This window comes from Streptomyces sp. NPDC001532, from assembly GCF_040298625.1.
Classification (GTDB): domain Bacteria; phylum Actinomycetota; class Actinomycetes; order Streptomycetales; family Streptomycetaceae; genus Streptomyces.
Genome location: NZ_JBEPAL010000001.1, coordinates 541,307 through 562,059 on the forward strand (window position 1 = coordinate 541,307; position 20,753 = coordinate 562,059).

Sequence of the window (20,753 nt, forward strand, 5' to 3'; positions counted from 1 at the left end):
GTTGCTCCTCGGGTGGTGCGTGGCGGTCGTACGAACTCTAGAGGCCGGGTGACCTGCCCGGGGAGGAGCCCGGGCCGGTCACGGGATCAGCGGCGCCGTCTGCCCCCGGTACCCGCTCCGGTCGGCTTCGAACCGTTCGGCCACAGTCGCGGCTTGCGCTTGGCCGCCACGTCCTCGATCCAGCCGGTGGTGGCGATGACCACGCCGATCAGGGGCCAGACCAGGCAGAACATCCAGATGAGGTAGGTGGAGTCGAGCGCGGCCACCGCCTGGTCGTCCTGCATGAAGGGCAGCTCGTAGAGCAGGTCGAGGATCGGGACCGTGGCCATGATCAGCATGTTGTGCCACAGGTAGATCGTGACCGCCCGGTTGTTGGACAGGGTGACCAGCTTGTCCCAGCGGGCCAGGCGGCCCGGCAGGGTCTCCCAGGACGGGGAGTACTGGAGGAGGATCACCACGAACCCGAAGGACCAGGTCGCCTGGGCCAGCGGGATGTCGTTGAGGTCCCAGCCGTCGGGGCCCAGGTGGTTCGAGGCCCACCACAGGCCGAAGGCCATCACCAGCGCGGAGCAGGAGACGGCGACATAGCGCGGGATCCGCTTCAGCAGGCCCTCGTGGTGGGCGAAGCCCAGCACCCAGCAGCCGCCGTAGACCGCGAAGTCGGTGACCGCGTTGCCGGTCTCGCCGGGGATCGTCACCAGGCCGGTGCCGACGATCGCCGTCAGGCCGAGCGGCGCGAGCAGCGTCGGCCACGGGGCCTTGCGGAACGCCCACAGCAGCAGCGGGGACGCCACCACGAACCACAGGTAGGCGCGCAGGTACCACAGCGGTCCCGCCGCCTGGACGGCCCAGGTGTCCTCCAGCAGCCCGGACTTGGAGCCGATGTGCCACGGGAACGGCGGGGCGCCGATCGGGATGAGGTAGTTGATCAGCTCGATCACGCCCCAGGTGGGGCCGTCGGACGACTCCTTCGCCGGGTTCCAGCCGCCCGCGAACATCAGCGTCAGCACCACCGCGCTGAACGCCCACATGGGCGGCAGCAGACGCCGGATGCGGCTCTTGATGACGCCCGGCGCCGGACGCTTGAGGGAGCGCGCCATCAGCGAGCCCGCCAGGGCGAACATGACGCCCATCGACGGGAACAGCACCGTCAGCCACGCCCATCCGAACAGGTGGTAGACGACGACGCGGACCAGCGCGATCGAGCGGAGGAGGTCGAGGTAGCGGTCCCGGACCGGGCCCTTGGGCCGCGGTGCCGCGGCCTCGGGGGCCTCCGAGGTCTCGGGGGCCTCGGGGGCCTCGGGGGTCGCGAGGGCCGCCGTCGGCGGCTGCGGGTCCGTGACGCGCTGCTGCGGGAAGCCGTACGACTGCCCCGGCTGTTCCGGCTGCCCGCCCGGCTGGCCCTGCTGTCCCGTGCCCGCCGGGTATCCCTGGCTGCTCATCCCACCGGCCTCCGCTCGCCGCTCTCCGTCGCTCGCTGCCTGGGCACCGGACCGCCCGGCGCCTCCACCACTCCGGTCCGCCGCAGCTTCTGCCAGCGCAGTCGGCCGCCGGTCAGGGCGGTGATCCAGGACTGGAGCAGGACGACGTACATGAGCTGGCGGTACAGGATCTGCTGGAGCGGCAGCGAGATCAGGTGGGTCATGCGTTCGCGGTCGAGGCGGAAGGCGTAGGCCGCGCAGACCGCCTGGATGGCGAGGACGCCCAGCCAGGCCACGATCGTCTTCTGGGTCGGGCCGAAGACGAGGCCGTAGAGGAGGAAGACGTCGATCAGGGGTGCCAGCAGCGGGGCCAGGACCATGAACAGGGAGACCAGCGGCAGGCCGACGCGGCCGAAGCGGCCCGAGGGGCCCTTCTCCACCACGGCTCGGCGGTGCTTCCAGATGGCCTGCATGGTGCCGTAGGACCAGCGGTAGCGCTGGGACCACAGCTGCTGGACGGTCTCCGGGGCCTCAGTCCAGGCGCGGGCGTTCTCCGCGTACACCACGCGCCAGCCGTCGCGGTGCAGGGCCATGGTGATGTCGGTGTCCTCGGCGAGGGTGTCCTCGCTCATGCCGCCGACACGCTCCAGCGCCGAGCGGCGGAAGGCGCCGACCGCGCCGGGGATGGTCGGCATGCAGCGCAGCATGTCGTACATCCGGCGGTCCAGGTTGAAGCCCATCACGTACTCGATGTGCTGCCAGGCGCCGATCAGGGAGTCCCGGTTGCCGACCTTCGCGTTGCCCGCGACGGCGCCGACGCGCGGGTCACCGAAGGGCTGGACGAGTTCGCGGACCGTGGCCGGTTCGAAGACGGTGTCGCCGTCCATCATCACGACGATGTCGTGACGGGCGTTGGCGAGACCGCGGTTGAGGGCGGCCGGCTTGCCCGCGTTGAGCTGCCGGATGACCCGCACATTGGGCAGGCCCATCGCCTCGACGATCCGGGCGGTGCCGTCCGAGGAGCCGTCGTCGATGACGAGGATCTCGATCGGATGCTCGCTCGCCATCAGGGAACGCACGGTGTTCTCGATGCACTTGGCCTCGTTGTACGCCGGGACCAGCACCGACACCGGTTCGGTGACGGTCGGTCCCCAGCGGAAGCCGCGGCGGCGGACCCGGCGGGCGTGCAGTCCGGAGAGCAGCAGCATCAGCACGAACCGGCCGATGACCAGCGAGCCGATGATCGCGAGGCCCACCACCAGGCCGTCGGTGATCTTCTCGGAGGCCTGGACCAGGAAGGTCCACGCCTTGCCCTTCCACAGGTCGAGGCCGGTGACCTCGGTGTGCGCGCTGGGCGCGTCCAGGGCCTCGGTGAGGTTCTGGAACTCGTAGCCCTCGTCCTTCAGCTCCGGCAGGAACCGGTCCAGCGCCTGCACGGTCTGGCTGCGGTCGCCGCCGGAGTCGTGCATCAGGACGATCGCGCCGGCGCCGCCCTTCGGGGTGGCGCGGCGGATGATCTCGTCGACGCCGGGCCGGCGCCAGTCCTCGCTGTCGGTGTTGTTGACGACGGTGATGTAGCCGCGGCTGCCGATGTACTCCGTGACCGGCCACGACTTGTTGTCCATGGCGCCGGAGAAGGAGGAGTACGGCGGCCGGAACAGGGAGGTGCGGATGCCGGCCGCGCCGGACAGCGCGAGCTGGTTCTGCGACAGCTCCCAGTCGATGCGCTGCCTCGACTGGTAGGAGAGGTCCGGGTGGTTGAAGGTGTGCAGGCCGATCTCGTGACCCTCGTCCACCATCCGCTTGACCAGGTCCGGGTAGCGGGAGGCCATGGTGCCGGTGACGAAGAAGACGGCGTGCGCGTCGTGCTTCTTCAGCACGTCCAGGACCTTCGGGGTCCATTCCGGGTCGGGGCCGTCGTCGAAGGTGAGGACGAGCCGGTGGTCCGGGACGGAGAGGCTGGTGGTGCGGCCGCTGCGGGTGTCGATGACCGGGCCGCCCTTGAGGATCTCCTCGGGGACCTGGTCGGAGGCGGCCGGGGGACGGACGCGGTGGTCGGCGAGGATCTCGCTGTGCACATAGCCGCGCAGCATCAGCATCGCCATCAGGGCGACGAGGACGAGCGCGGGCAGCAGGAAACGCAGGGGCAGGCGACGTTGCCGGGAGCCGTCACGGGCTCCGGTCGCCGCCCTCCGACGAGGGCGGGATGCCATCAGAGGACGTGCTCCGGGGACGAGGTGGGGAGGGTGAGCGGGGAGGGGTGGGCGGCCGTGCCGTCGGCGAGCGCGTCCAGGCCGGAGCCGGTGCCCGCGCTGTCACCGCCGCCCGTGGTCACGGTGGGGTCCGGGGTGACCCCGCCGTCGGTGGGTGTCGGGTCCGGCGAGGCGGTGACCGTCGGGTCCACCGGGGTGGACGGGTCGGGCTCGGTCACACCGGAACCGGGCTTGGCGGTGGTGCGGGTCGCCGTCGGGGCGGGGTCCTCGACGTCGGTGCCCGGGGCCGCGGGGCTGGTGGAGGCGCCCGGTACGGCACCTTCGGCGTCCGGCGAGGCGGTGGCGCCCGCGCTGCCGGACGGGGTGGCGCCGGGGGCGCCGGTGCCGGTGGCGTCGGGCTCGGCCGACTCGGCGTCCAGCGGCGGGCTGTCGACCTGGTTCGCGGGCCGGCCGCCGTTCTGGTTCGGCACGGGCAGCCAGGGGGCCTCGGAGGTGCCGGACAGCAGGGTGGCGACGATGACGACGGCGTAGACCGCGCAGGCGATGGCGACGGCCATGCCGATCCGGCGGAAGCGGCGGCTGCGGCGGCCGGTCTCGTCGACGAAGACGGGTCCGTCGGCGCCTTCCTCGGCGACCGGACGGGCCGCGGAGGCCTGGCGTATGAGCCCGTCACCGAACTGGACGGCGTCCAGCTGGATGGTGACCTCGTGCGGATCGTGGGTGGCCGCGCCGCTCGGGTCGCCGGGCTCCTGCCAGGGATCGCGGAGGGGGGCGGCGCCGGAGCGGGTGCCGGTGCCGGAACCGAGGGAGGTGCCGGAGCCGGCGGAGCCGGATGGAGTGCCGGAGCCGGCGGAGCCGAAGGGAGTGGCGGAGCCGAGGGAGCCCGCGGAGCCGAAGGGAGTGCCGGAGCCTGTGGAGGTGCCGTGCCCCGTGGGCGTACCGGGGCCGCCGGCAGCGCCGAAGCCGCCGGTGCGGTCCAGCGCGCGGGTCTCGTCCAGGGCGCGGGTCTCGTCGAAGGCGCGGGTCTCGTCGAGGGCGCCGGTCGCGCCGTGGCCGCCGGTCACGCCAGGTCCGCCCGTCACGCCGGGTCGGCCGAGTCCACGGCGGGCGCCGAGCCCACCGAGCGCACCCGACCCACCGGGCTGCGCGGGGACGCCGGATCCGCCGAACCCTCCGGAGGCACCAGGAGCACCGGGAGCACCAGGAGCACCCGTGGCACCGAACCCGCCGGACACACCGCGCGGCGCCCCGGAGAACCCGCGCGGCCCACCGGGTGTGCGACGCGCACCGCCGGCCGTCCCGCCGGGCCACCCGCCCGGCTCGCCGGGTATCCCACCGGACCCGCCAGACCTCCCGCCGGATATGCCGTCGGCCCCGCCGGACGTCCCACGCTCCGCGTCCTCCGGGCCGCGCTGCTCGGGCATGCCGACCTTGGGGAAGGCCCGCGTCTCCGCCACCTGCTGGACGACCTGCGTCTCGGCGGCGTCCGCCGCCGGGTCGAACAGACCGCCGTCACCACGGCCGTCACGACCGTCACGGCCGAAGTCGGAACCGAAGTCACCGAGACCGGCATCGAAGTCGGAGCCACCGTCGCGGTCGGCGTCACGGCCGAAGTCGGAACCAGCGTCCACGCCACCCTCACGGTTTCCGCCGCGCCGAAACGCGGACGCGCCTCCGGCCTCCGGAAACGCCTGTGTACCGGCAGCCCGAAGCTCCCCCGTCGGGGACGCGGCCTCGGGCCATTCCGGTTGGGCGTCTTCTCGCCACTTGTTCACGTGCGCACTTCCCCCCACGGGACAGTTACGGGTGCGCCTACGACCCCGAGCACCCGTCGGTCGAACCAGGCCCCCACCCGGCCCGAGCGCCCCGTTTACCACACCGTGCTCAGGCCATGAATGTAGCGCACCAGGGGGTGATGTGTTCGCCGCGCGTCACTTGTGGACATCCATGAGCGCAATGTCCATGGCTGGAATCCATCGGTCGGCGGGCCGTCGCAGCCACCCATGCTCGGCGGACAGCTCCGCCGCGGCCTGCCGCAATGCCTCCAGCCCGGGATGCACCAGCCCCTTTCGCCACACCAGCGACAGGGGTGACAGCGGAACGGGATCGATCAAGGGACGCAGTACACATCCGGGCATGGCCGGAAAGGTAACCACGGCCAGGACCGGGCAGCCGGTCTTCGCCATGATCCTCTGGAACTCCTCGTCCCCGACGGCCAGCGGAGCGGGTGACGCCACCTCGATCCCGCGTCCCTCGAACAGGCGGTGCGCGAGGTCGGTCCACTCCGGCGTGCGCGGGTTCCCGGCCCCGGCGTACACCGTCTCCCCCGCCAGCTCGGCCAGCGGCACCGCCTCCAGCGCGGCCAGCCGGTGCCCCTCGGGCAGCACGATCGCCATCGGCTCGAACCGCACCGGCTGATGGGCCAGCCGTCCGCGCAGCGCCGGGTCGAGGCCCGCGTACCGCCCGAAGGACGCGTCCAGCCGCCCCGCGATCAGCTCTCCCGCCGCTCCGGTCAGGCCGCTCTCGAAGCGGGCCATCAGCTCCAGCTCGGGGGCGAGTTCGCGGGCCCGGTGCAGCACGCGGCGCGGGGTGCCGAGGCCGGTGGTGTTGAGGTCGACCAGCAGGGGCCGGGTCTGCCCGAAGGCGGCGAGGAGGTCGTCCTGCGCCTGGAGCACCCGGCGCGCGTGCGGCAGCAGCCGCTCCCCGTCGCCGGTCAGCGTGACCTGACGGGTGGTCCGTACGAACAGCTCGGCGCCGACCTCCCGCTCCAGCCGCCGTACGTCCCTGCTGAGCGCCTGCTGGGCGACGTAGAGCCGGGCGGCGGCGCGGGTGAAGTGCAGTTCCTCGGCGACGGTGACGAAGGCGCGCAGCAGGCGGGGGTCGAGGTGGCGGGATTCTCCGGCGGGCGCGGGCACGCGCGGCAACTTACAACACAGGTGCGTGAATCGGCACCGGACAGGTGTTGGACCCCTTGATCGCATCCGGGCGACGGTGGGCGCATGCCGTACCGCGATCTCTTCACCCGTCCAGGGACCAGGGCGTTCACAGCCGGAAACCTCATAGCCCGTCTCCCGATGGGCATGCTCAGCGTCAGCGCGATCGTGATGATCGCCGGGTCGCGGGGCTCGTACGCCCTGGCCGGCGCGGTCACCGCGGCCGGCCTGGCGGCGACCGCGGTGGTCGCGCCGTGGACCGCGCGGCTCGTGGACCGGTACGGCCAGGCGCGGATCGCCGTGCCCGCCACCCTGGTCGCCGCCCTGGGCAGCCTGGCCCTGGTCGTCTGCGTCCGCCGCGGCCTGCCCGACTGGACGCTGTTCGCCGCCTACGCCGCCACCGCGACCACCCCCAACCTCGGCGGTATGTCCCGGGCACGCTGGGCGTATCTGCTGAAGGACGACCCGGCCGCGCTGCACACCGCGAACGCCTTCGAGCAGGCGGCCGACGAACTGGGCTTCATGCTCGGGCCGGTGCTGGCGGCCTTCCTGTGCGGGACGCTCTTCCCGGAGGCGGGCACGCTCGTCGCGGTCGCCCTGATGGTCTGCGGGGTGCTGCTGTTCACCGCCCAGCGGGCCACCGAGCCGCCCGCGCGGCCGGGCACCCACGGCAGATCGCCGATCCGGGCGCCCGGCATCCCGCCGCTGCTGGCGGTCTGTCTCGCGACGGGCGCGGTCTTCGGGTCGATGGAGGTCGTCACCCTGGCGTTCGCGGACGCACAGGGCCGGCAGACGGAGGCCGGTCTGGTCCTCGGCCTCCAGGCCGCCGGGTCCTGCGTGGCCGGGCTGGTCTACGGCAGGGTCCGGCCGAGCGGCCCGGCCGAGTCCCGCTATGTGCGGTGCCTCGCCGCGATGACCGCGCTGCTCGTCCTGCCGCTGCTCGCGGCGGCGCTCACCGGCTCCCTCCTGGTGCTCGCGGGGGCGCTGCTGATCGCCGGGATGGCGACCGCGCCGACGCTGGTGACGGGCATGGCCCTGGTGCAGGTGCGCACCCCGGAGGGGCGGCTCAACGAGGGCATGACGCTCGCGGTGACCGGTCTGCTGGGCGGGATCGCCTGCGGCAGCGCGCTGGGCGGCTGGGCGGCGGAACACCTGTCGGTGACGGCCGGGTACGGCGTGCCGGTCGTGGCGGCGGGCGCGGCCCTGCTGATCGCCGCGGTCCCGGTGGTGTTCAAGCCCGTTCGCGCGGTCGAACCGCTTCACTGATTCCGCCCGAACCATTGACGCCCCGCAGGTCCCCGCATACGTTCGCCCGTCGAAGCGCTTCGACTCTGTCGGGTAAGGGGTCCGGGCTTGAAGTTCACCGATGGCTACTGGCCGCTGCGCGAGGGCGTCACCGCGGCCCACCCGGTCGAGCCGCGCCACGACCACGCCCACGGGGTGACGCTGCGGGCGTACGGGCCGCCGCCGGGCGGGCGGGTGACGGTGCCGGCCGGGGACGTGGCCTTCACCGTCGTCCGCGAGGGCGGTCGGCCGCGGGCCTCGTGCGACGATCCGGCGGCGCCGTGGGCCCTGCCGGCCGGAGAGCGGATCGTGCGGGCCCCCGCCGGTACCGGCGTCCTCACGCTGGAGCCGGCCTGATGGTCAAGATCACGGACGTGGCCCGGCACGCGGGCGTCTCCCCCAGCACCGTGTCCTACGCGCTCAGCGGCAAGCGGCCGATCTCCGAGGAGACCCGGCGCCGCGTCCACGCCTCCATCCGCGCCCTCGGCTACCGCCCGCCCGCCGGTGCGAGCGTCCTCGGGGGCGGCCGGGCGAACCTGCTGGCGCTGATGGTGCCGCTGCGGGCCGGGACGGACCTGCCGGGGGTGATGCCGTTCGTGATGTCGGTGATGACCACGGCACGGGCGTACGACCACGATGTGCTGCTGCTGACCCGCGAGGAGGGCGTGGACAACCTGCGCCGGGTCGCGGAGACCGCGTCGGCGGATGCCCTGATCCTGATGGACGTCCGGCTCGACGATCCCCGCCTGCCGTTGCTGCGCTCGCTGGGGCGGCCGGCGGTGGCGATCGGCGTCCCGGCCCGTCCCACCGGCCTGACCTGCGTCGACCTGGACTTCGAGGCGGCGGGCGAGGCGTGTGTGGACCATCTGGCGGGCCTCGGCCACCGGGTCGTCGCCCTGGTCGGTGCGCCCGCGGAGGTCTACGCCCGCCGGACCGCGTCCGCCCAGCGCGTGGTGCGGGGCTTCACCGCCGCCGTCGGCCGCCACGGCCTCGCCGGCTCCGTCCACCCTTGCGAGGCGACGCCCGCGGCGGCCCGCCGGGTCGCCGAGCGCCTGTTGCGCGAGCGACCGGCGCCGACCGGTGTCCTCGTGCACCACGAGGCCGTGCTGGACCCGCTGCTGCGCGCCTTCGCTCAGCTGGGCGTGGGTGTCCCCGACGACCTCTCGGTCACCGCCGTCTGTCCGGCCGAGCGGGCGGAGTCCGCCCGTGTCCCGCTGACCTCGGTCGCCGTGCCGTCCGCCGAGATCGGCGCCCGAGCGGTGGAGCTGGTGCTGCACCGCCTGAACGGCGACCCGGCGCCGTCGGTGACCCTGCTGCCCCCGGCGCTGACGATCCGCGCCAGCACCGCGAGCCGGACGGCCGGGTGAGCGGGTGCGGCGGCGAGGAACCGCCTCACCGGCCCCGACGGCCCCGACGGCCGCCACGGGCCGGTGGCCGCCGGGCAGCCGTCAGCACCGCGCGGGCTTGCGCCAGGCGCATTCGGCGGCGCCGTCCGCCGTCTTCGCCCGGCGCGGCTCGACGAGCGTGGCGGCCTGGGCGGTGGACCGTGCGAGCGTGGCGACGACGGCGTCCTCCAGCGGCTTCACGGAGGAGGCGAGGTAGTTGTTGAGCACGATGCTGAACACCAGTTCCCGGCCGTCCGCGTCGGTGACGTACCCCGACAGCGCCGACGCCCCCGTCAACGACCCCGTCTTCGCCCGCGCGTTGCCCGCCGCGGGCGTCCCGCACATCCGGGTGCGCAGCGTGCCCCCGGTGAACCGGTCGGGGTCGCAGGCCACCGGCAGGGAGCGCTGCCAGTCGGCGTACCAGGGCTCGGCGCGGACGGCGAGGAGCAGGTCGGCGAGCTGCCCGGCGGTGAAGTTGTCCATCCGGGACAGGCCGGAGCCGTCGACCTGGCGGAGCTTCGCGGTGTCGATGCCGACGCTCCCGAGGTAGCCGCGGACGGCTGCGAGCCCGGCGGACCAGCTGCCGGAGCCGGCCGTCTCGTGGCCCATGGCCTTGGTCAGCACCTCGGCGTGCATGTTGTTGGAGAGCTTCATGAACGGCACGAGCAGGTCCTTGAGCGGCATGGACCGGTGCTCGGCCAGCGGGCGGGCGCCGTCCGGGGTCTCGCGGCCGAGCCGGGTGGGTCCGGTGACCCGCACGCCGTGCGCGGCGAGCGCGTCGCGGAAGACGGCGGCGGCGAGTCCGGTGGGCTCCCAGACGCTGATCCACTCCTTGGCGCCGGTGCCGCCGACGGGTGTCGTACCGTCCACGACGATCGTGTTGGTGCCGTGCTCCCGCTCGACGGAGAGGGCGTTCGCGCCACCGGCGGCGACGGTGGTGGCACGGACGTCGACCTCGACGTACGCGGTGTCGGGCGTGACCCGGACGACGGGCTCGTCACCGGCCCCGGCGCCCGGCTTGACCTGCACGATCACCGTGCCGGTGTCGTAGTCGGCGTCGGGGGCGACGCTCAGCGCGCTGATCTGGGCGGCGTAGTAGGCGGACTCGTCGTCGGCGGCCCAGGACCGGCCGAGGCGCTGGGCGTCGAAGCGGGTGTCGTCGGCCAGGAGCCGCCCTTCGACGCGGGTGATCCCGGTCTCGGCGACCCGGGCGGCGAGCCGGTCGTAGTCGGCGGCGAGCAGGGTGGGGTCGCCGGTGCCGCGCAGATACAGGTCGCCGCGGAGCACGGACCCGCGCTGCCGTCCGCCGGCCAGCACCTCGGTGCCGAACCGGTACTCCGGCCCGAGGATCTCCATCGCGGCGGCGGAGGTAGCGAGTTTGGTGTTGGAGGCGGGCATCAGCCGGGTGGTGGGCTGCCGCTGGTAGAGCGGTTCGCCGCTCTCGGCGTCGGCGACCACCACACTCGCCAGCCCGCCCTCCAGCCGCGGATCGCCGAGGACGGTGTCGATGGCCTCGCCCAGACCGGTGCGGTCGGCATCCGCGCCGGCCGGCGCCCCGGGGCCGAGGACGGCGGCGGCGAGCGCGAGGGCGGCGGGCCACCGCCAGGCGCGGACACGGGAGTTGACGCGTCGTTCGGAACGGTTCACGGGTCTCCTCATGCCTCAGCAGCATCCCGGAGACCCCCGCCCGGCGACAGACCGCCTCCGGCCCGTGGGCGGCGGAGGCGGACGCGCGCAAACGACGAGGACCCGGTGGTGTGACACCACCGGGTCCTCGTCACATGGAGATTGTGGAGATGGCGGGAATCGAACCCGCGTCCAACGGTGCGGAACCAGGGCTTCTCCGTGTGCAGTCCGCTCTGATTTTCTCGGCCCCGGAGATCACGCGGACAAGTCTCCGACGGGCTCAGTCACTGTTAGATTTCCCTCTTCACCCCGTGACCGGGATCAAGGTTTAGTCCCCTAGCTGATGCCAGGATCCGGGTCGGGAACAGCCCCGGGCTGACACTCCCGTAGTAGGAGGCTCGCTCTGCTACCTGAGATCAGGCAGCGAGGGCGAAGGCCTGCTGGGAGGAATCGCGCTTGGTATTGGCGATTATTTTTTTCGGCCTGTGGTTTACGAGATCATGGCCGCTTCCTCGACACGCTTCCCCTGCTTCGACAACCGCTGTCGAAACCGATCATCCCCATGTTGTTTTTTCAAACCCTCCGAGGAGGGCAACGCACCGGCGTGCGGTGCAGGTGCCATCGTACGTGACCAACGCGGACACGTGCCAGCGTATTCCCGGGGGGTCAGGCCCGCTGCTTGCGGCGGACCGCCGACATCGCCCGGTCCGCCTCGCGGCGGTCCTGCTTCTCGCGCAGCGTCTGCCGCTTGTCGTACTCCTTCTTGCCCTTCGCCAGCGCGATCTCGATCTTCGCGCGGCCGTCCTTGAAGTACAGGGCGAGCGGCACGATGGTGTGACCCGTCTCCTGGGACTTCGCCTCCAGCTTGGCGATCTCCTCGCGGTGCAGCAGCAGCTTGCGCTTGCGGCGGGCGCTGTGGTTGGTCCAGGTGCCCTGGCTGTACTCCGGCACGTGCACGTTGTGCAGCCACGCCTCGTGCGCGTCCAGCTGGACGAAGCCGTCCACCAGCGAGGCACGCCCCTGGCGCAGGGACTTCACCTCGGTACCGGTGAGGACCAGACCGGCCTCGTAGGTGTCGAGGATCAGATAGTCGTGCCGCGCCTTCTTGTTCTGCGCGATCAGCTTGCGCCCTTTTTCCTTAGCCATAGTGCCGACCATTTTCGCACTACGGAGGGGGTGCGCGGGAAGCCATTAAGCGGTGGGCCGCTACTCGCCGAGTCCCGTCAGCACGGTCTGTGCCCGCCGCAGCGCCTCCTGGTCCGCCTCGAGGTCGGGCGTGATGCCGCGGCCGTCGACACCACGGCCGGAGGGGGTGCGGTAGTGCCCGACGGTCAGCTCGGCCACGGACCCGTCGGGCAGCCGGCTCGGCATCTGCACCGAGCCCTTGCCGAAGGTGCGCGAGCCCACGACGACCGCGCGGCCCCGGTCCTGAAGGGCCCCGGTGAGCAGCTCGGCCGCGCTCATCGTGCCCCCGTCGACCAGGGTGACCAGGGGTTTGGCGGTGTCGCCGCCGGGCTCGGCGTGCAGCGCGCGCTGCTCGCCCTCGATGTCGTAGGTGGCGACGAGGCCGCCGTCGAGGAAGGCGGAGGCGGCGGTCACGGCCTCGGTGACCAGGCCGCCGGAGTTGCCGCGCAGGTCCAGGACGATCCCGGCGCCGGCCGGGGCCCGCCGGACGGCGGTGCGGACGGCGTCGCCGGAGCCCTTGGTGAAGGCGGCGATCTTGATGAGGGTGCTGCCGTCGGAGAGCGTGCGCACGGTCACACAGTCGGTGGACAGCCGGGCGCGGCGCAGGGTGAGCTGCCAGGCGCGCGTGCCGCGCTCCAGGCCGAGCCGGACCGTGGTCCCGGCGGGCTCGTCGGTGGCGTCCCCGCGCAGTGCCGAGACCACCTCGGTGACCGGCCGCCCGTCGACCTTGCGGCCGTCGACGCTGCGCAGCCGGTCGCCCACGCGGATCCCGGCGCCGGCCGCGGGTGATCCGGCGGCCACCCGGGTCACCTCGATCCGCCCGTCCCGCTCGCGCCGCGCCCACAGTCCGACGCCCGTGTAGGCGCCGTCCAGGGCCTCCTGGAACTCCTCGTACTCGCCCTCGGAGTACACGGCGTCCCAGCGGTTCCCGCTGCGGCTGACGGCCCGCTCGGCGGCCTCCATGGGCGACTTGCCGTCGGCCATGGCCTCCACGGCGGCCTCGGTGACCGCGTCGGGGCGGGCGACGGAGGCGGCCGTGCGGGACGGGCCGGGCGCGGGCTCCTGATCGGCGCCGGGCAGCGAGCCCGTCGCGGCACCGGCGACGAGCACGCTCGCGAACACCAGTGTCAGGGCGGCCCCGCGGCGCATGCGGCGGGGCTGACAGAACAGGTCACGACCTGACATGCCGGTGAGTCTAGGACAACGCGAAGGGCCGTACGGTCGGTTGACCGCACGGCCCTTCTTGGCATGCGTCACACCTTCAAGTACTTGCGCAGCGCGAAGAACGCGGCCAGCGCGGGCATCAGAAGGCTGGTGGCGAGGATGAGCGGCAGCTTCGTCAGAACGGCGTCCCAGCCGATGAAGTTGATCAGGTTCAGCTTCTCGGACAGCGCCAGCCCGTGGTCGATGATGAAGTACCGCGCGACCACCAGGAACCCGCAGGCGACCGCGCCGCCGATGAGTCCGGCGACCGCCGCCTCCATGATGAACGGGGCCTGGATGTAGAAGCCGGAGGCACCGACCAGCCGCATGATGCCGGTCTCCCGCCGTCGGCTGAACGCCGAGACGCGCACGGTGTTGACGATCAGCATCAGGGCCACCACCAGCATCAGCGCCATGATGGCGCGGGCCGCCCAGTTCATGCCGTTCAGCAGCTCGAAGAGGTTGTCCAGGGTGCCCTTCTGGTCCTGCACGGACTGCACGCCGTCGCGGCCGTTGTAGGCGGTCGCGATGACCTGGTACTTCTCCGGGTCCTTCAGCTTGACGCGGTACGACTCCTGCATCTGGTCCGGCGTCAGGGAGCTGGCCAGCGGGGAGTCGCCGAACTGCTCCTTGTAGTGCTTGTACGCCTGGTCCTGCGACTCGTAGGTCACCGTGTCGACGACCGACATCTTCTTGAGGTCGGTGAGGATCTGGTCCTTCTGCTCCTCGGTGACCGCGCCCTTGGCGCAGTTGGGGTCGGACTCGGCGTCGCTCTTGTTGCAGAGGAAGATCGAGACGTTGACCTTGTCGTACCAGTAGCCCTTCATGCTGGTGACCTGGTCGCTCATCAGCAGCGAACCGCCGAACAGGGCCAGGGACAGGGCGACGGAGACGACGACCGCGAAGGTCATCGTCAGATTGCGGCGGAGACCGACACCGATCTCCGACAGAACGAACTGGGCGCGCATGGCGTCTGGTTGAGCCTTTCCGTCGTGGATCGTCAGTGCTGGTAGCCGTAGACGCCGCGGGCCTGGTCGCGGACGAGACGGCCCTTCTCCAGCTCGATGACGCGCTTGCGCATCTGGTCCACGATGTTCTGGTCGTGCGTGGCCATCACGACGGTCGTACCGGTGCGGTTGATCCGGTCGAGCAGTTTCATGATGCCGACGGAGGTCTGCGGGTCGAGGTTGCCGGTGGGTTCGTCGGCGATCAGCAGCTTGGGCCGGTTGACGAAGGCCCGCGCGATCGCGACGCGCTGCTGCTCACCGCCGGACAGCTCGCCCGGCATCCGCTCCTCCTTGCCGCCGAGGCCGACCAGTTCCAGCACCTGCGGCACCGACTTGCGGATCTCGCCGCGGGACTTGCCGATGACCTCCTGGGCGAAGGCCACGTTCTCGGCGACGGTCTTGTTCGGCAGGAGCCGGAAGTCCTGGAACACCGTCCCCAGCTGGCGGCGCATGTGCGGCACCTTCCAGTTGGACAGACGCGCGAGGTCCTTGCCCAGAACGTGCACCTGTCCGTGGCTGGCCCGCTCCTCGCGGAGGATCAGCCGCAGGAAGGTGGACTTTCCGGAGCCCGAGGACCCCACGAGGAACACGAACTCGCCCTTCTCGACCTCCAGGGAGACATCCCTGAGGGCTGGGCGGGTCTGCTTGGGGTAGACCTTGGAGACATTGTCGAATCGGATCACGGATGCACCACGGGTCGCCGGGGGTAGATGAGCGTGACCATACGCGAACCGGGGAGGGGAGCGCAGTCACCGGTTGCGGTTGCGTGGTGGTTGTGCACTTTTGTACCGAGCCGGGCCGGACGCGCTTGCGGCAAGGGCCCCGCGCACCCTTCGGGCGAACCTGGCACAGTGGAAGGGGAACGTTCTCACCCCGAGGAGCGTTGTCCAACGAGAAACCGGCGCTAGGAGGGCGAGCACATGACGTACGACCGGCTGGTGTGCGCGAACTGTGCCGCGCCCGTGAGCGAGGGCCGCTGCCCCGTGTGCCGGGCGAACCGCGAGCGGCTCCAGCAGGGGAATCCCCTCGCGCATCTCACCCCCATGACGCTGATCGCCCTGCTGGCGGTCCTGGTGGCGGCGGTGGCCCTGCTGGCGCACCAGACCGCGTAACGACGGCGCGGCGGCCTGCGAAGACGCCGAGAAGGGCCCGGAGCGTTCCGCTCCGGGCCCTTCTCGCTACGTTCGGCTAGCCTCAGGCGGCCGCACCGCCGCGGCCGCCCACGAGGCGCGGCAGCACGCGGAAGCCGATACCGCCGGCGATCATCGTCGCGGCGCCGATCAGCAGGAACGTGGTCTGCGCGGCACCGGTCTCGGCCAGCTCGTCGCCGCCGCCCTGGGCGGAGGTGTCGGCCGGGGTGTCCGAGCCGGTGTCGGTCAGGGCCGAGGAGCCCTCGCTCTGGGCGGAGCTGTCGGACCCGCCGTCGGGGTCGGCGTTGTTGCCGCCACCGTTGCCGTTGCCGTTGCCGTTGCCGTTCCCATTGCCGTTCCCGTTGCCGTTGCCGTTGCCCGGCTCCTCCGGCTCGTCGGGCTCGGTCGGGTCCTCCGTCGGGTCGGTGGGCGGCTCCTCCGTGGGCGGCTCCTCGGTCGGGGGCTCCTCGGTGGGCGGCTCCTCGGTCGGAGGCTCCTCCGTGGGCGGCTCCTCGGTGGGGAGCTCGGTCGGGATCGGGTCGACCGTCGGCGTCGGGTCGGGGCTCGGCGACTCGTCGCCGCACAGCACACCGAGCAGGCAGTCCTCCGCCTCCGCGGCGGAAGCGGCGCCCGCGGCGGTCAGCGAGGCACCGGCGGCGATCACGGCACCCGCGGCGATCCGCGCGACACGGATCCGCGTCTTCTTCGTCATGTGGTTGCTACCCCCAGTAGCTGAATCGTCAGTGAGGCGGCGCTCGGGGCCGTGATCGACGGAGGGAGGTAGCTGTTGCTCAGGCCCCCCGGTTCACATGCGCCCCAGAAATACGCATGCCGCGCCTCAGACTTCCGATTTTTGACAGCAACGTCAAGGCCGTTGCGTGTGCATTGTCCGTCTCTGCCGCGCTTTGCCGGGGGTTGGAGACTGTGAGTGTGATGTAAAACCCGGACAAACGCCAACCGCCCCTGAACCAGGGGCGGTTGGCGATGTCGACAAACCTACTTCTCCTGCTGCTTGCGCCAGCGAATGCCGGCCTCCAGGAACCCGTCGATCTCACCGTCGAGCACGGCCTGCGGGTTGCCGACCTCGAACTCCGTCCGCAGGTCCTTGACCATCTGGTACGGGTGCAGGACGTAGGAACGCATCTGGTTGCCCCAGGAGCTGCCGCCGTCCTTGAGGGCGTCCATCTTGGCCCGCTCCTCCTGGCGCTGCCGTTCGAGCAGCTTCGCCTGGAGGACGTTCATGGCGGTGGCCTTGTTCTGGATCTGCGACCGCTCGTTCTGGCAGGAGACGACGATGCCGGTCGGCAGGTGCGTGATGCGCACCGCGGAGTCGGTCGTGTTGACGCCCTGGCCGCCGGGGCCGGAGGACCGGTAGACGTCGATGCGCAGATCGGACTCGTCGATGTCGATGTGGTCGGTCTGCTCGACGACCGGCAGCACCTCGACGCCCGCGAAGGACGTCTGGCGGCGGCCCTGGTTGTCGAAGGGCGAGATCCGCACGAGGCGGTGCGTGCCCTGCTCGACGGAGAGCGTTCCGTAGGCGTACGGCACCTTCACGGAGAAGGTGGTCGACTTGATGCCGGCCTCTTCGGCGTACGACGTCTCGATGAGTTCGGTCTTGTAGCCGTGGCGCTCCGCCCAGCGCAGATACATGCGCTGGAGCTGCTCGGCGAAGTCGGCCGCGTCCACGCCGCCCGCCTCGGCACGGATGTTCACGAGCGCCTCACGGGAGTCGTACTCACCGCTCAGCAGCGTCCGGACCTCCATCTCGTCCAGCGCCTTGCGGACGGACGTCAGCTCGGACTCGGCCTCGGCACGGGTGTCCGGGTCGTCCTCCTCCTCGGCCATCTCGAACAGCACGGCGAGATCGTCGATCCGCGAGCGCAGGGCCTCGGCCTTCCTCACCTCCGCCTGGAGGTGGGAGAGCTTGCTGGTGATCTTCTGCGCCTCGTCCGGGTTGTCCCACAGGGAGGGCGCGGCCGCCTGCTCCTCTAGAACGGCGATGTCTGCCCTCATCGTGTCGAGGTCCAGAACGGCCTCGATCGACTCCATGGTCGAGGAGAGGGACTTGAGCTCTTCGGATACATCGACGACTGCCACGCCTCCAGCGTAACGGCTCCACCGACCGCCCGGCGCCGGGCGTCCGGGCCCGGTGCCCGTGGGCGCCGCGGCCCCGGCGGGCGGGCGCCGTCACGGGCTGTCGGGTGCCGAGCTCTCCGTGCCGGGCGGCGTCGCGTCCGCGTCGTCGCCCGAGGTGGCGAGATACGCGCCGGCGCCGACCGCCGCCGCCAGGACGACCGCGGCCGCGCCGAGGGTGATCCGGCGCCGCCGGGTGGCGGCCCGGTGCCGGGCGGAGCCGGGCCGGGGCGCACCGGCGGCACGGGGGGCGCGGGCGGTGCCGTGGGCCCCGCCGGCCAGCTCGTCCGGGGCCGGGACGCGCATCGAGGTGTGGGTGTCCCGGTTGGAGTCCGGCTTGGCTCCGGGGACCAGCGACACCGCCCCACGCCGCTCGCGCGCCGCGGGTTCCGGCACGGGCTGCGGCGCCTCGTCGGCCGGCTCGTCCTCGGTGTCGGGCTCGTCCACGTCCAGCGGCGGCATCCCGGCGAGCGAGGGCAGCTGCTCGCGCAGCCGCGCGCCCAGCTCGGAGGCGCGCAGCCGGGAGGCGGGGGCCTTGGCCAGGCACTGCACGATCAGCTGCCAGAGCTCGTCGGGGATGCCGGGCAGCGGGACGACGGTCTCGGTGACGTGCCGGCGCAGCACGGCCCCGGGGTGGCCGCCGCCGAACGGGGTGAACCCGGCCAGCAGCTCGTAGAGCACGGTGGCCAGCGCGTAGATGTCGACGGACGCGCGCGGCGGCAGGCCCTCCACGATCTCCGGCGCGAGGTAGTCGGGGGTGCCGATGACCTTGGTGGCGCGGGTCCGCTGCGGGGTGTCGATCAGCTTGGCGACGCCGAAGTCGGTGAGCAGCGCGCGGTGCGAGCCGCCGGGGCCCAGCGGCCCCTGCATGTCGAGCAGCACGTTCTCCGGCTTCACGTCCCGGTGCACGACCCCCGCCGCGTGCGCCACGGCGAGCCCGTCGGCGACGTCGGCGACGATCGCGACCGCCGCCTCGGGGGCGAGCCGGCGTTCCCGTTCGAGGCGGGTGCGCAGGTCGGTGCCCCGGACCAGGTCCATGACGAGCGCGAGGTCGTTGCCGTCGACCACGAGGTCACGGACGGAGACGATGTTCGGGTGTTCGAGCCCGAGCAGGGCCGTCCGCTCCTGGACGAAGCGCCCGACGAGCTCCTGGTCGGCTGCCAGATCCTCGCGCAGCAGCTTGACGGCGACGGGGCCCTCCGGCCCCTCGCCCAGCCACACCGTGCCGGCGCTGCCCCGTCCCAGGATCTGGTTCGCGGTGTACCGGCTGCCGATCTTCCGTGCCAAGACTGCTCCTACAGACGCGTGTTGTCGCTAAAACTACGCGTCCGGCGAGCCAACCTTCACCGCGGAGGCGGAAATCACCCGCCGGGTGTCGACAAATCAACAGACTCGCTACTGCGTGGAGCCGCCCGATCCGCCGGTTCCGTCGGATCCGCCCAGATCGCTGATCCATCCGCTGACGGTGCCGACCCAATCGGTGAGCTGCTCCCAGTAGCTCTTCCCGGTGCCGATCCACTCCTGGAGCGGGCTCAGCTCCCAGATCAGCCATCCGGCGACGAACAGGATGACGATCGTGAAGAGGCATCCCTTGAGGCAGCCGAGCCCGGGGATGCGCATCGGGTTGGCGCTGCGCTGCCGCGGCTGCCTCGGCTCGCGCACCGGCCGCTGCGGCTCGGGCGGGGGCGGCGGGGCGTACCGCTGGGGCTGGGGCTGCTGCTGCGGGGCGTACTGCTGCGGCTGGGGCTGCTGCGGATAGCCGTAGCCGGGCGGCGGGCCCTGCTGCTGACGGGGCTGCGGGCGCTGCTGAGGCTGCTGGGGCTGCTGCTGGGGCCGGGCGACCTGCCGCTGGGGGCGGCGGCGCAGCGGGTCCTGGCTGGGGTCGAGGTACTGGACCTGCGTCTGCTCGTTGCGGTCCCGCGCGGCCCGCAGCTGGCTCTGCCAGGGGTGCTCGCCCTGCTGGCCCTGGCCCTGGCCCTGGCCCTGCTGGCCCTGCTGGTGCGGGGGCACCGGCGGCATCACGGCGGTCGGGTCGGCGGCGCCGGTGTTCGGCAGCACGGCGGTGGGGTCGGCGGCGCCGGCCGGGCCCCCGGTGTGCGGGAGGACGCTGGTCGCGCCGTTCGGGTCGTAGCCGCCCTGCGGCAGGACCTGGGTCGGATCGGCGGCGCCCGGCATGCCCGGGACGGCGGCGGGGTCCGGGTCGGGGGCGAGCAGCGCGCCGACGTTCTCGGCGGCGGCGATCTGCGCGGAGTTCGCGTGCACGCCGACGCCCTCGGCGACGACCCGCAGGCCGCGCGCCAGGTTCTCGGCGCTGGGCCGCTCGTCGGGGTTCTTGCGCAGACAGCGCTCTATGACCGTCCACAGCGGCTCGGGGACGGTGGAGGGGCGGCGCGGTTCGGCGCTCAGGTGCTGGTGCAGCACCTCCAGGGCGGACTGGCCGGAGAACGGCGGACGGCCGGTGACCAGCTCGTACAGCAGGATGCCGGCGCCGTAGATGTCGACGGCGGAGGTCTGCGGGCGGCCCTCGGCGGACTCCGGCGCCACGTAGGCGGGCGTGCCGACGAACTCGTGGGTGCGGGTGAGGCCGGGAGAGTCGGCGAGGCGGGCGATGCCGAAGTCGGTCAGCATCGGGTGCATCTGGCCGGCGTTCTGGCGGAGCAGGACGTTCGCCGGCTTCAGGTCGCGGTGGACCACCCCGTCGGCGTGGCTGGCGGCGAGCGCGTCGGCGATCTGCGCGGTGAGCAGGGCGGCGGCGACGGGCGTGAAGGGGCCGTTCTCGCGCAGGTAGCGGTGCAGGTCGGGGCCGTCGACGAGATCCATGACCAGGGCGAGCAGATCACCCTCGACGACCAGGTCGCGGACCCGGACGATGTTGGGATGGGTCAGCCGGAGCAGCACGGAGCGCTCCCGGAGGAACCGCATCACGACGTCGGCGTCGTTGGCCAGCTCCTCCTTGAGGACCTTGATGGCGACGGTCTCTCCGGGCTGTCCGGGCACGGCCGCCTCGGCGCCCGCCGTCTCCCGCTGGCGGGCTCGCCAGACGGTGCCTGTGGCGCCGCGTCCGAGCGGCTCCTCAAGCAAGTACTTGCTGCCGACTGGCCGCACGTCACGCGCTCCCTGTTGCTTGCCTTGCCTGCTGGTCAGTGTTCCGACCCACTGTAGTGCCGTGGTGCCAGGGACCGGGCTGTCGTCTTTCTGTGGGTCTTACGTGTGCGTCCCCGGGCACGTTC

Annotated in this window: 17 protein-coding genes and 1 other RNA gene; 4 read left to right on the forward strand and 14 right to left on the reverse strand. The window is 72.4% G+C overall.

Annotation, left to right across the window (positions count from 1 at the left end; genetic code table 11):
• Window positions 1-86: 86 nt before the first annotated feature.
• From ABT232_RS02475 to ABT232_RS02490, 4 genes are all read right to left on the reverse strand, one after another.
• Window positions 87-1,442 (reverse strand): acyltransferase family protein, encoded by a 1,356-nt coding sequence (locus ABT232_RS02475; protein WP_351834679.1) that lies wholly within the window; start codon window positions 1,440-1,442, stop codon window positions 87-89.
• Complete coding sequence (locus ABT232_RS02480; RefSeq protein WP_351834682.1) at window positions 1,439-3,634, reverse strand: bifunctional polysaccharide deacetylase/glycosyltransferase family 2 protein; 2,196 nt, start codon at window positions 3,632-3,634, stop codon at window positions 1,439-1,441. Before ABT232_RS02480 ends, ABT232_RS02475 begins: the two co-directional genes overlap by 4 nt.
• Window positions 3,634-5,265, reverse strand: a complete 1,632-nt coding sequence (locus ABT232_RS02485) for a hypothetical protein (protein WP_351834685.1) — start codon at window positions 5,263-5,265, stop codon at window positions 3,634-3,636. The genes ABT232_RS02480 and ABT232_RS02485 overlap by 1 nt, the downstream gene beginning before the upstream one ends.
• Window positions 5,266-5,565: 300 nt before the next feature.
• Window positions 5,566-6,549, reverse strand: a complete 984-nt coding sequence (locus tag ABT232_RS02490) for a LysR family transcriptional regulator (protein WP_351834688.1) — start codon at window positions 6,547-6,549, stop codon at window positions 5,566-5,568.
• Window positions 6,550-6,633: 84 nt separating this feature from the next.
• Here ABT232_RS02490 and ABT232_RS02495 point away from each other — a divergent pair, with 84 nt between their 5' ends.
• From ABT232_RS02495 to ABT232_RS02505, 3 genes are all read left to right on the forward strand, one after another.
• Entirely contained in the window at window positions 6,634-7,833 is a 1,200-nt protein-coding gene (locus ABT232_RS02495) for an MFS transporter (RefSeq protein WP_351834691.1), read from the forward strand.
• An 87-nt stretch (window positions 7,834-7,920) separates the two neighbouring features.
• Window positions 7,921-8,208 carry a hypothetical protein gene (locus ABT232_RS02500; protein ID WP_351834694.1) on the forward strand — a complete coding sequence of 96 codons (288 nt, stop codon included), beginning with the start codon at window positions 7,921-7,923 and terminating at the stop codon, window positions 8,206-8,208.
• Entirely contained in the window at window positions 8,208-9,218 is a 1,011-nt protein-coding gene (locus ABT232_RS02505) for a LacI family DNA-binding transcriptional regulator (RefSeq protein WP_351834697.1), read from the forward strand. The genes ABT232_RS02500 and ABT232_RS02505 overlap by 1 nt, the downstream gene beginning before the upstream one ends.
• A gap of 81 nt (window positions 9,219-9,299) precedes the next feature.
• Here ABT232_RS02505 and dacB read toward each other — a convergent pair whose 3' ends face one another.
• From dacB to ftsE, 6 genes are all read right to left on the reverse strand, one after another.
• On the reverse strand, window positions 9,300-10,895 hold the full coding sequence (dacB, locus tag ABT232_RS02510) for a D-alanyl-D-alanine carboxypeptidase/D-alanyl-D-alanine endopeptidase (RefSeq protein WP_351834700.1): 1,596 nt from the start codon (window positions 10,893-10,895) through the stop codon (window positions 9,300-9,302).
• Window positions 10,896-11,024: 129 nt separating this feature from the next.
• Window positions 11,025-11,424, reverse strand: a transfer-messenger RNA (tmRNA) gene (gene ssrA, locus ABT232_RS02515).
• A 104-nt stretch (window positions 11,425-11,528) separates the two neighbouring features.
• Window positions 11,529-12,008 (reverse strand): SsrA-binding protein SmpB, encoded by a 480-nt coding sequence (gene smpB, locus ABT232_RS02520; protein WP_351834703.1) that lies wholly within the window; start codon window positions 12,006-12,008, stop codon window positions 11,529-11,531.
• Window positions 12,009-12,068: 60 nt separating this feature from the next.
• On the reverse strand, window positions 12,069-13,232 hold the full coding sequence (locus tag ABT232_RS02525) for a S41 family peptidase (RefSeq protein ID WP_351834706.1): 1,164 nt from the start codon (window positions 13,230-13,232) through the stop codon (window positions 12,069-12,071).
• Window positions 13,233-13,300: 68 nt separating this feature from the next.
• Window positions 13,301-14,218 carry a permease-like cell division protein FtsX gene (gene ftsX / locus ABT232_RS02530; protein ID WP_351834709.1) on the reverse strand — a complete coding sequence of 306 codons (918 nt, stop codon included), beginning with the start codon at window positions 14,216-14,218 and terminating at the stop codon, window positions 13,301-13,303.
• Between the two features lie 32 nt (window positions 14,219-14,250).
• Window positions 14,251-14,940, reverse strand: coding sequence for a cell division ATP-binding protein FtsE (ftsE, locus tag ABT232_RS02535; protein ID WP_351834712.1), 690 nt, complete (start codon window positions 14,938-14,940; stop codon window positions 14,251-14,253).
• Window positions 14,941-15,177: 237 nt separating this feature from the next.
• Here ftsE and ABT232_RS02540 point away from each other — a divergent pair, with 237 nt between their 5' ends.
• Window positions 15,178-15,369, forward strand: coding sequence for a hypothetical protein (locus ABT232_RS02540; protein WP_351834715.1), 192 nt, complete (start codon window positions 15,178-15,180; stop codon window positions 15,367-15,369).
• A gap of 82 nt (window positions 15,370-15,451) precedes the next feature.
• On the opposite strand, the gene ABT232_RS02545 is transcribed toward ABT232_RS02540, so the two are convergent.
• The 4 genes from ABT232_RS02545 to ABT232_RS02560 all read right to left on the reverse strand — a co-directional run bounded on the left by ABT232_RS02545 (window position 15,452) and on the right by ABT232_RS02560 (window position 20,628).
• Window positions 15,452-16,099 carry an LPXTG cell wall anchor domain-containing protein gene (locus tag ABT232_RS02545; protein WP_351834718.1) on the reverse strand — a complete coding sequence of 216 codons (648 nt, stop codon included), beginning with the start codon at window positions 16,097-16,099 and terminating at the stop codon, window positions 15,452-15,454.
• Window positions 16,100-16,383: 284 nt separating this feature from the next.
• Window positions 16,384-17,487, reverse strand: a complete 1,104-nt coding sequence (gene prfB, locus ABT232_RS02550) for a peptide chain release factor 2 (RefSeq protein ID WP_351834721.1) — start codon at window positions 17,485-17,487, stop codon at window positions 16,384-16,386.
• Window positions 17,488-17,577: 90 nt separating this feature from the next.
• The gene (locus tag ABT232_RS02555) at window positions 17,578-18,810 is read right to left on the reverse strand and encodes a serine/threonine-protein kinase (protein WP_351834724.1); all 1,233 of its coding nucleotides are present in this window, start codon (window positions 18,808-18,810) and stop codon (window positions 17,578-17,580) included.
• A 108-nt stretch (window positions 18,811-18,918) separates the two neighbouring features.
• Window positions 18,919-20,628, reverse strand: a complete 1,710-nt coding sequence (locus tag ABT232_RS02560; protein WP_351834727.1) for a serine/threonine-protein kinase — start codon at window positions 20,626-20,628, stop codon at window positions 18,919-18,921.
• Window positions 20,629-20,753: the final 125 nt, after the last annotated feature.

Coding starts and splice junctions, on each gene's coding strand:
- ABT232_RS02475 (WP_351834679.1), bottom strand. CDS start 1,442: ATGAGCAGCCAGGGATACCCGGCGGGCACGGGACAGCAGGGCCAGCCG.
- ABT232_RS02540 (WP_351834715.1), top strand. CDS start 15,178: ATGACGTACGACCGGCTGGTGTGCGCGAACTGTGCCGCGCCCGTGAGC.
- ABT232_RS02505 (WP_351834697.1), top strand. CDS start 8,208: ATGGTCAAGATCACGGACGTGGCCCGGCACGCGGGCGTCTCCCCCAGC.
- dacB (WP_351834700.1), bottom strand. CDS start 10,895: ATGAGGAGACCCGTGAACCGTTCCGAACGACGCGTCAACTCCCGTGTC.
- ABT232_RS02480 (WP_351834682.1), bottom strand. CDS start 3,634: ATGGCATCCCGCCCTCGTCGGAGGGCGGCGACCGGAGCCCGTGACGGC.
- ABT232_RS02495 (WP_351834691.1), top strand. CDS start 6,634: ATGCCGTACCGCGATCTCTTCACCCGTCCAGGGACCAGGGCGTTCACA.
- ftsX (WP_351834709.1), bottom strand. CDS start 14,218: ATGCGCGCCCAGTTCGTTCTGTCGGAGATCGGTGTCGGTCTCCGCCGC.
- ABT232_RS02545 (WP_351834718.1), bottom strand. CDS start 16,099: ATGACGAAGAAGACGCGGATCCGTGTCGCGCGGATCGCCGCGGGTGCC.
- smpB (WP_351834703.1), bottom strand. CDS start 12,008: ATGGCTAAGGAAAAAGGGCGCAAGCTGATCGCGCAGAACAAGAAGGCG.
- ABT232_RS02525 (WP_351834706.1), bottom strand. CDS start 13,232: ATGTCAGGTCGTGACCTGTTCTGTCAGCCCCGCCGCATGCGCCGCGGG.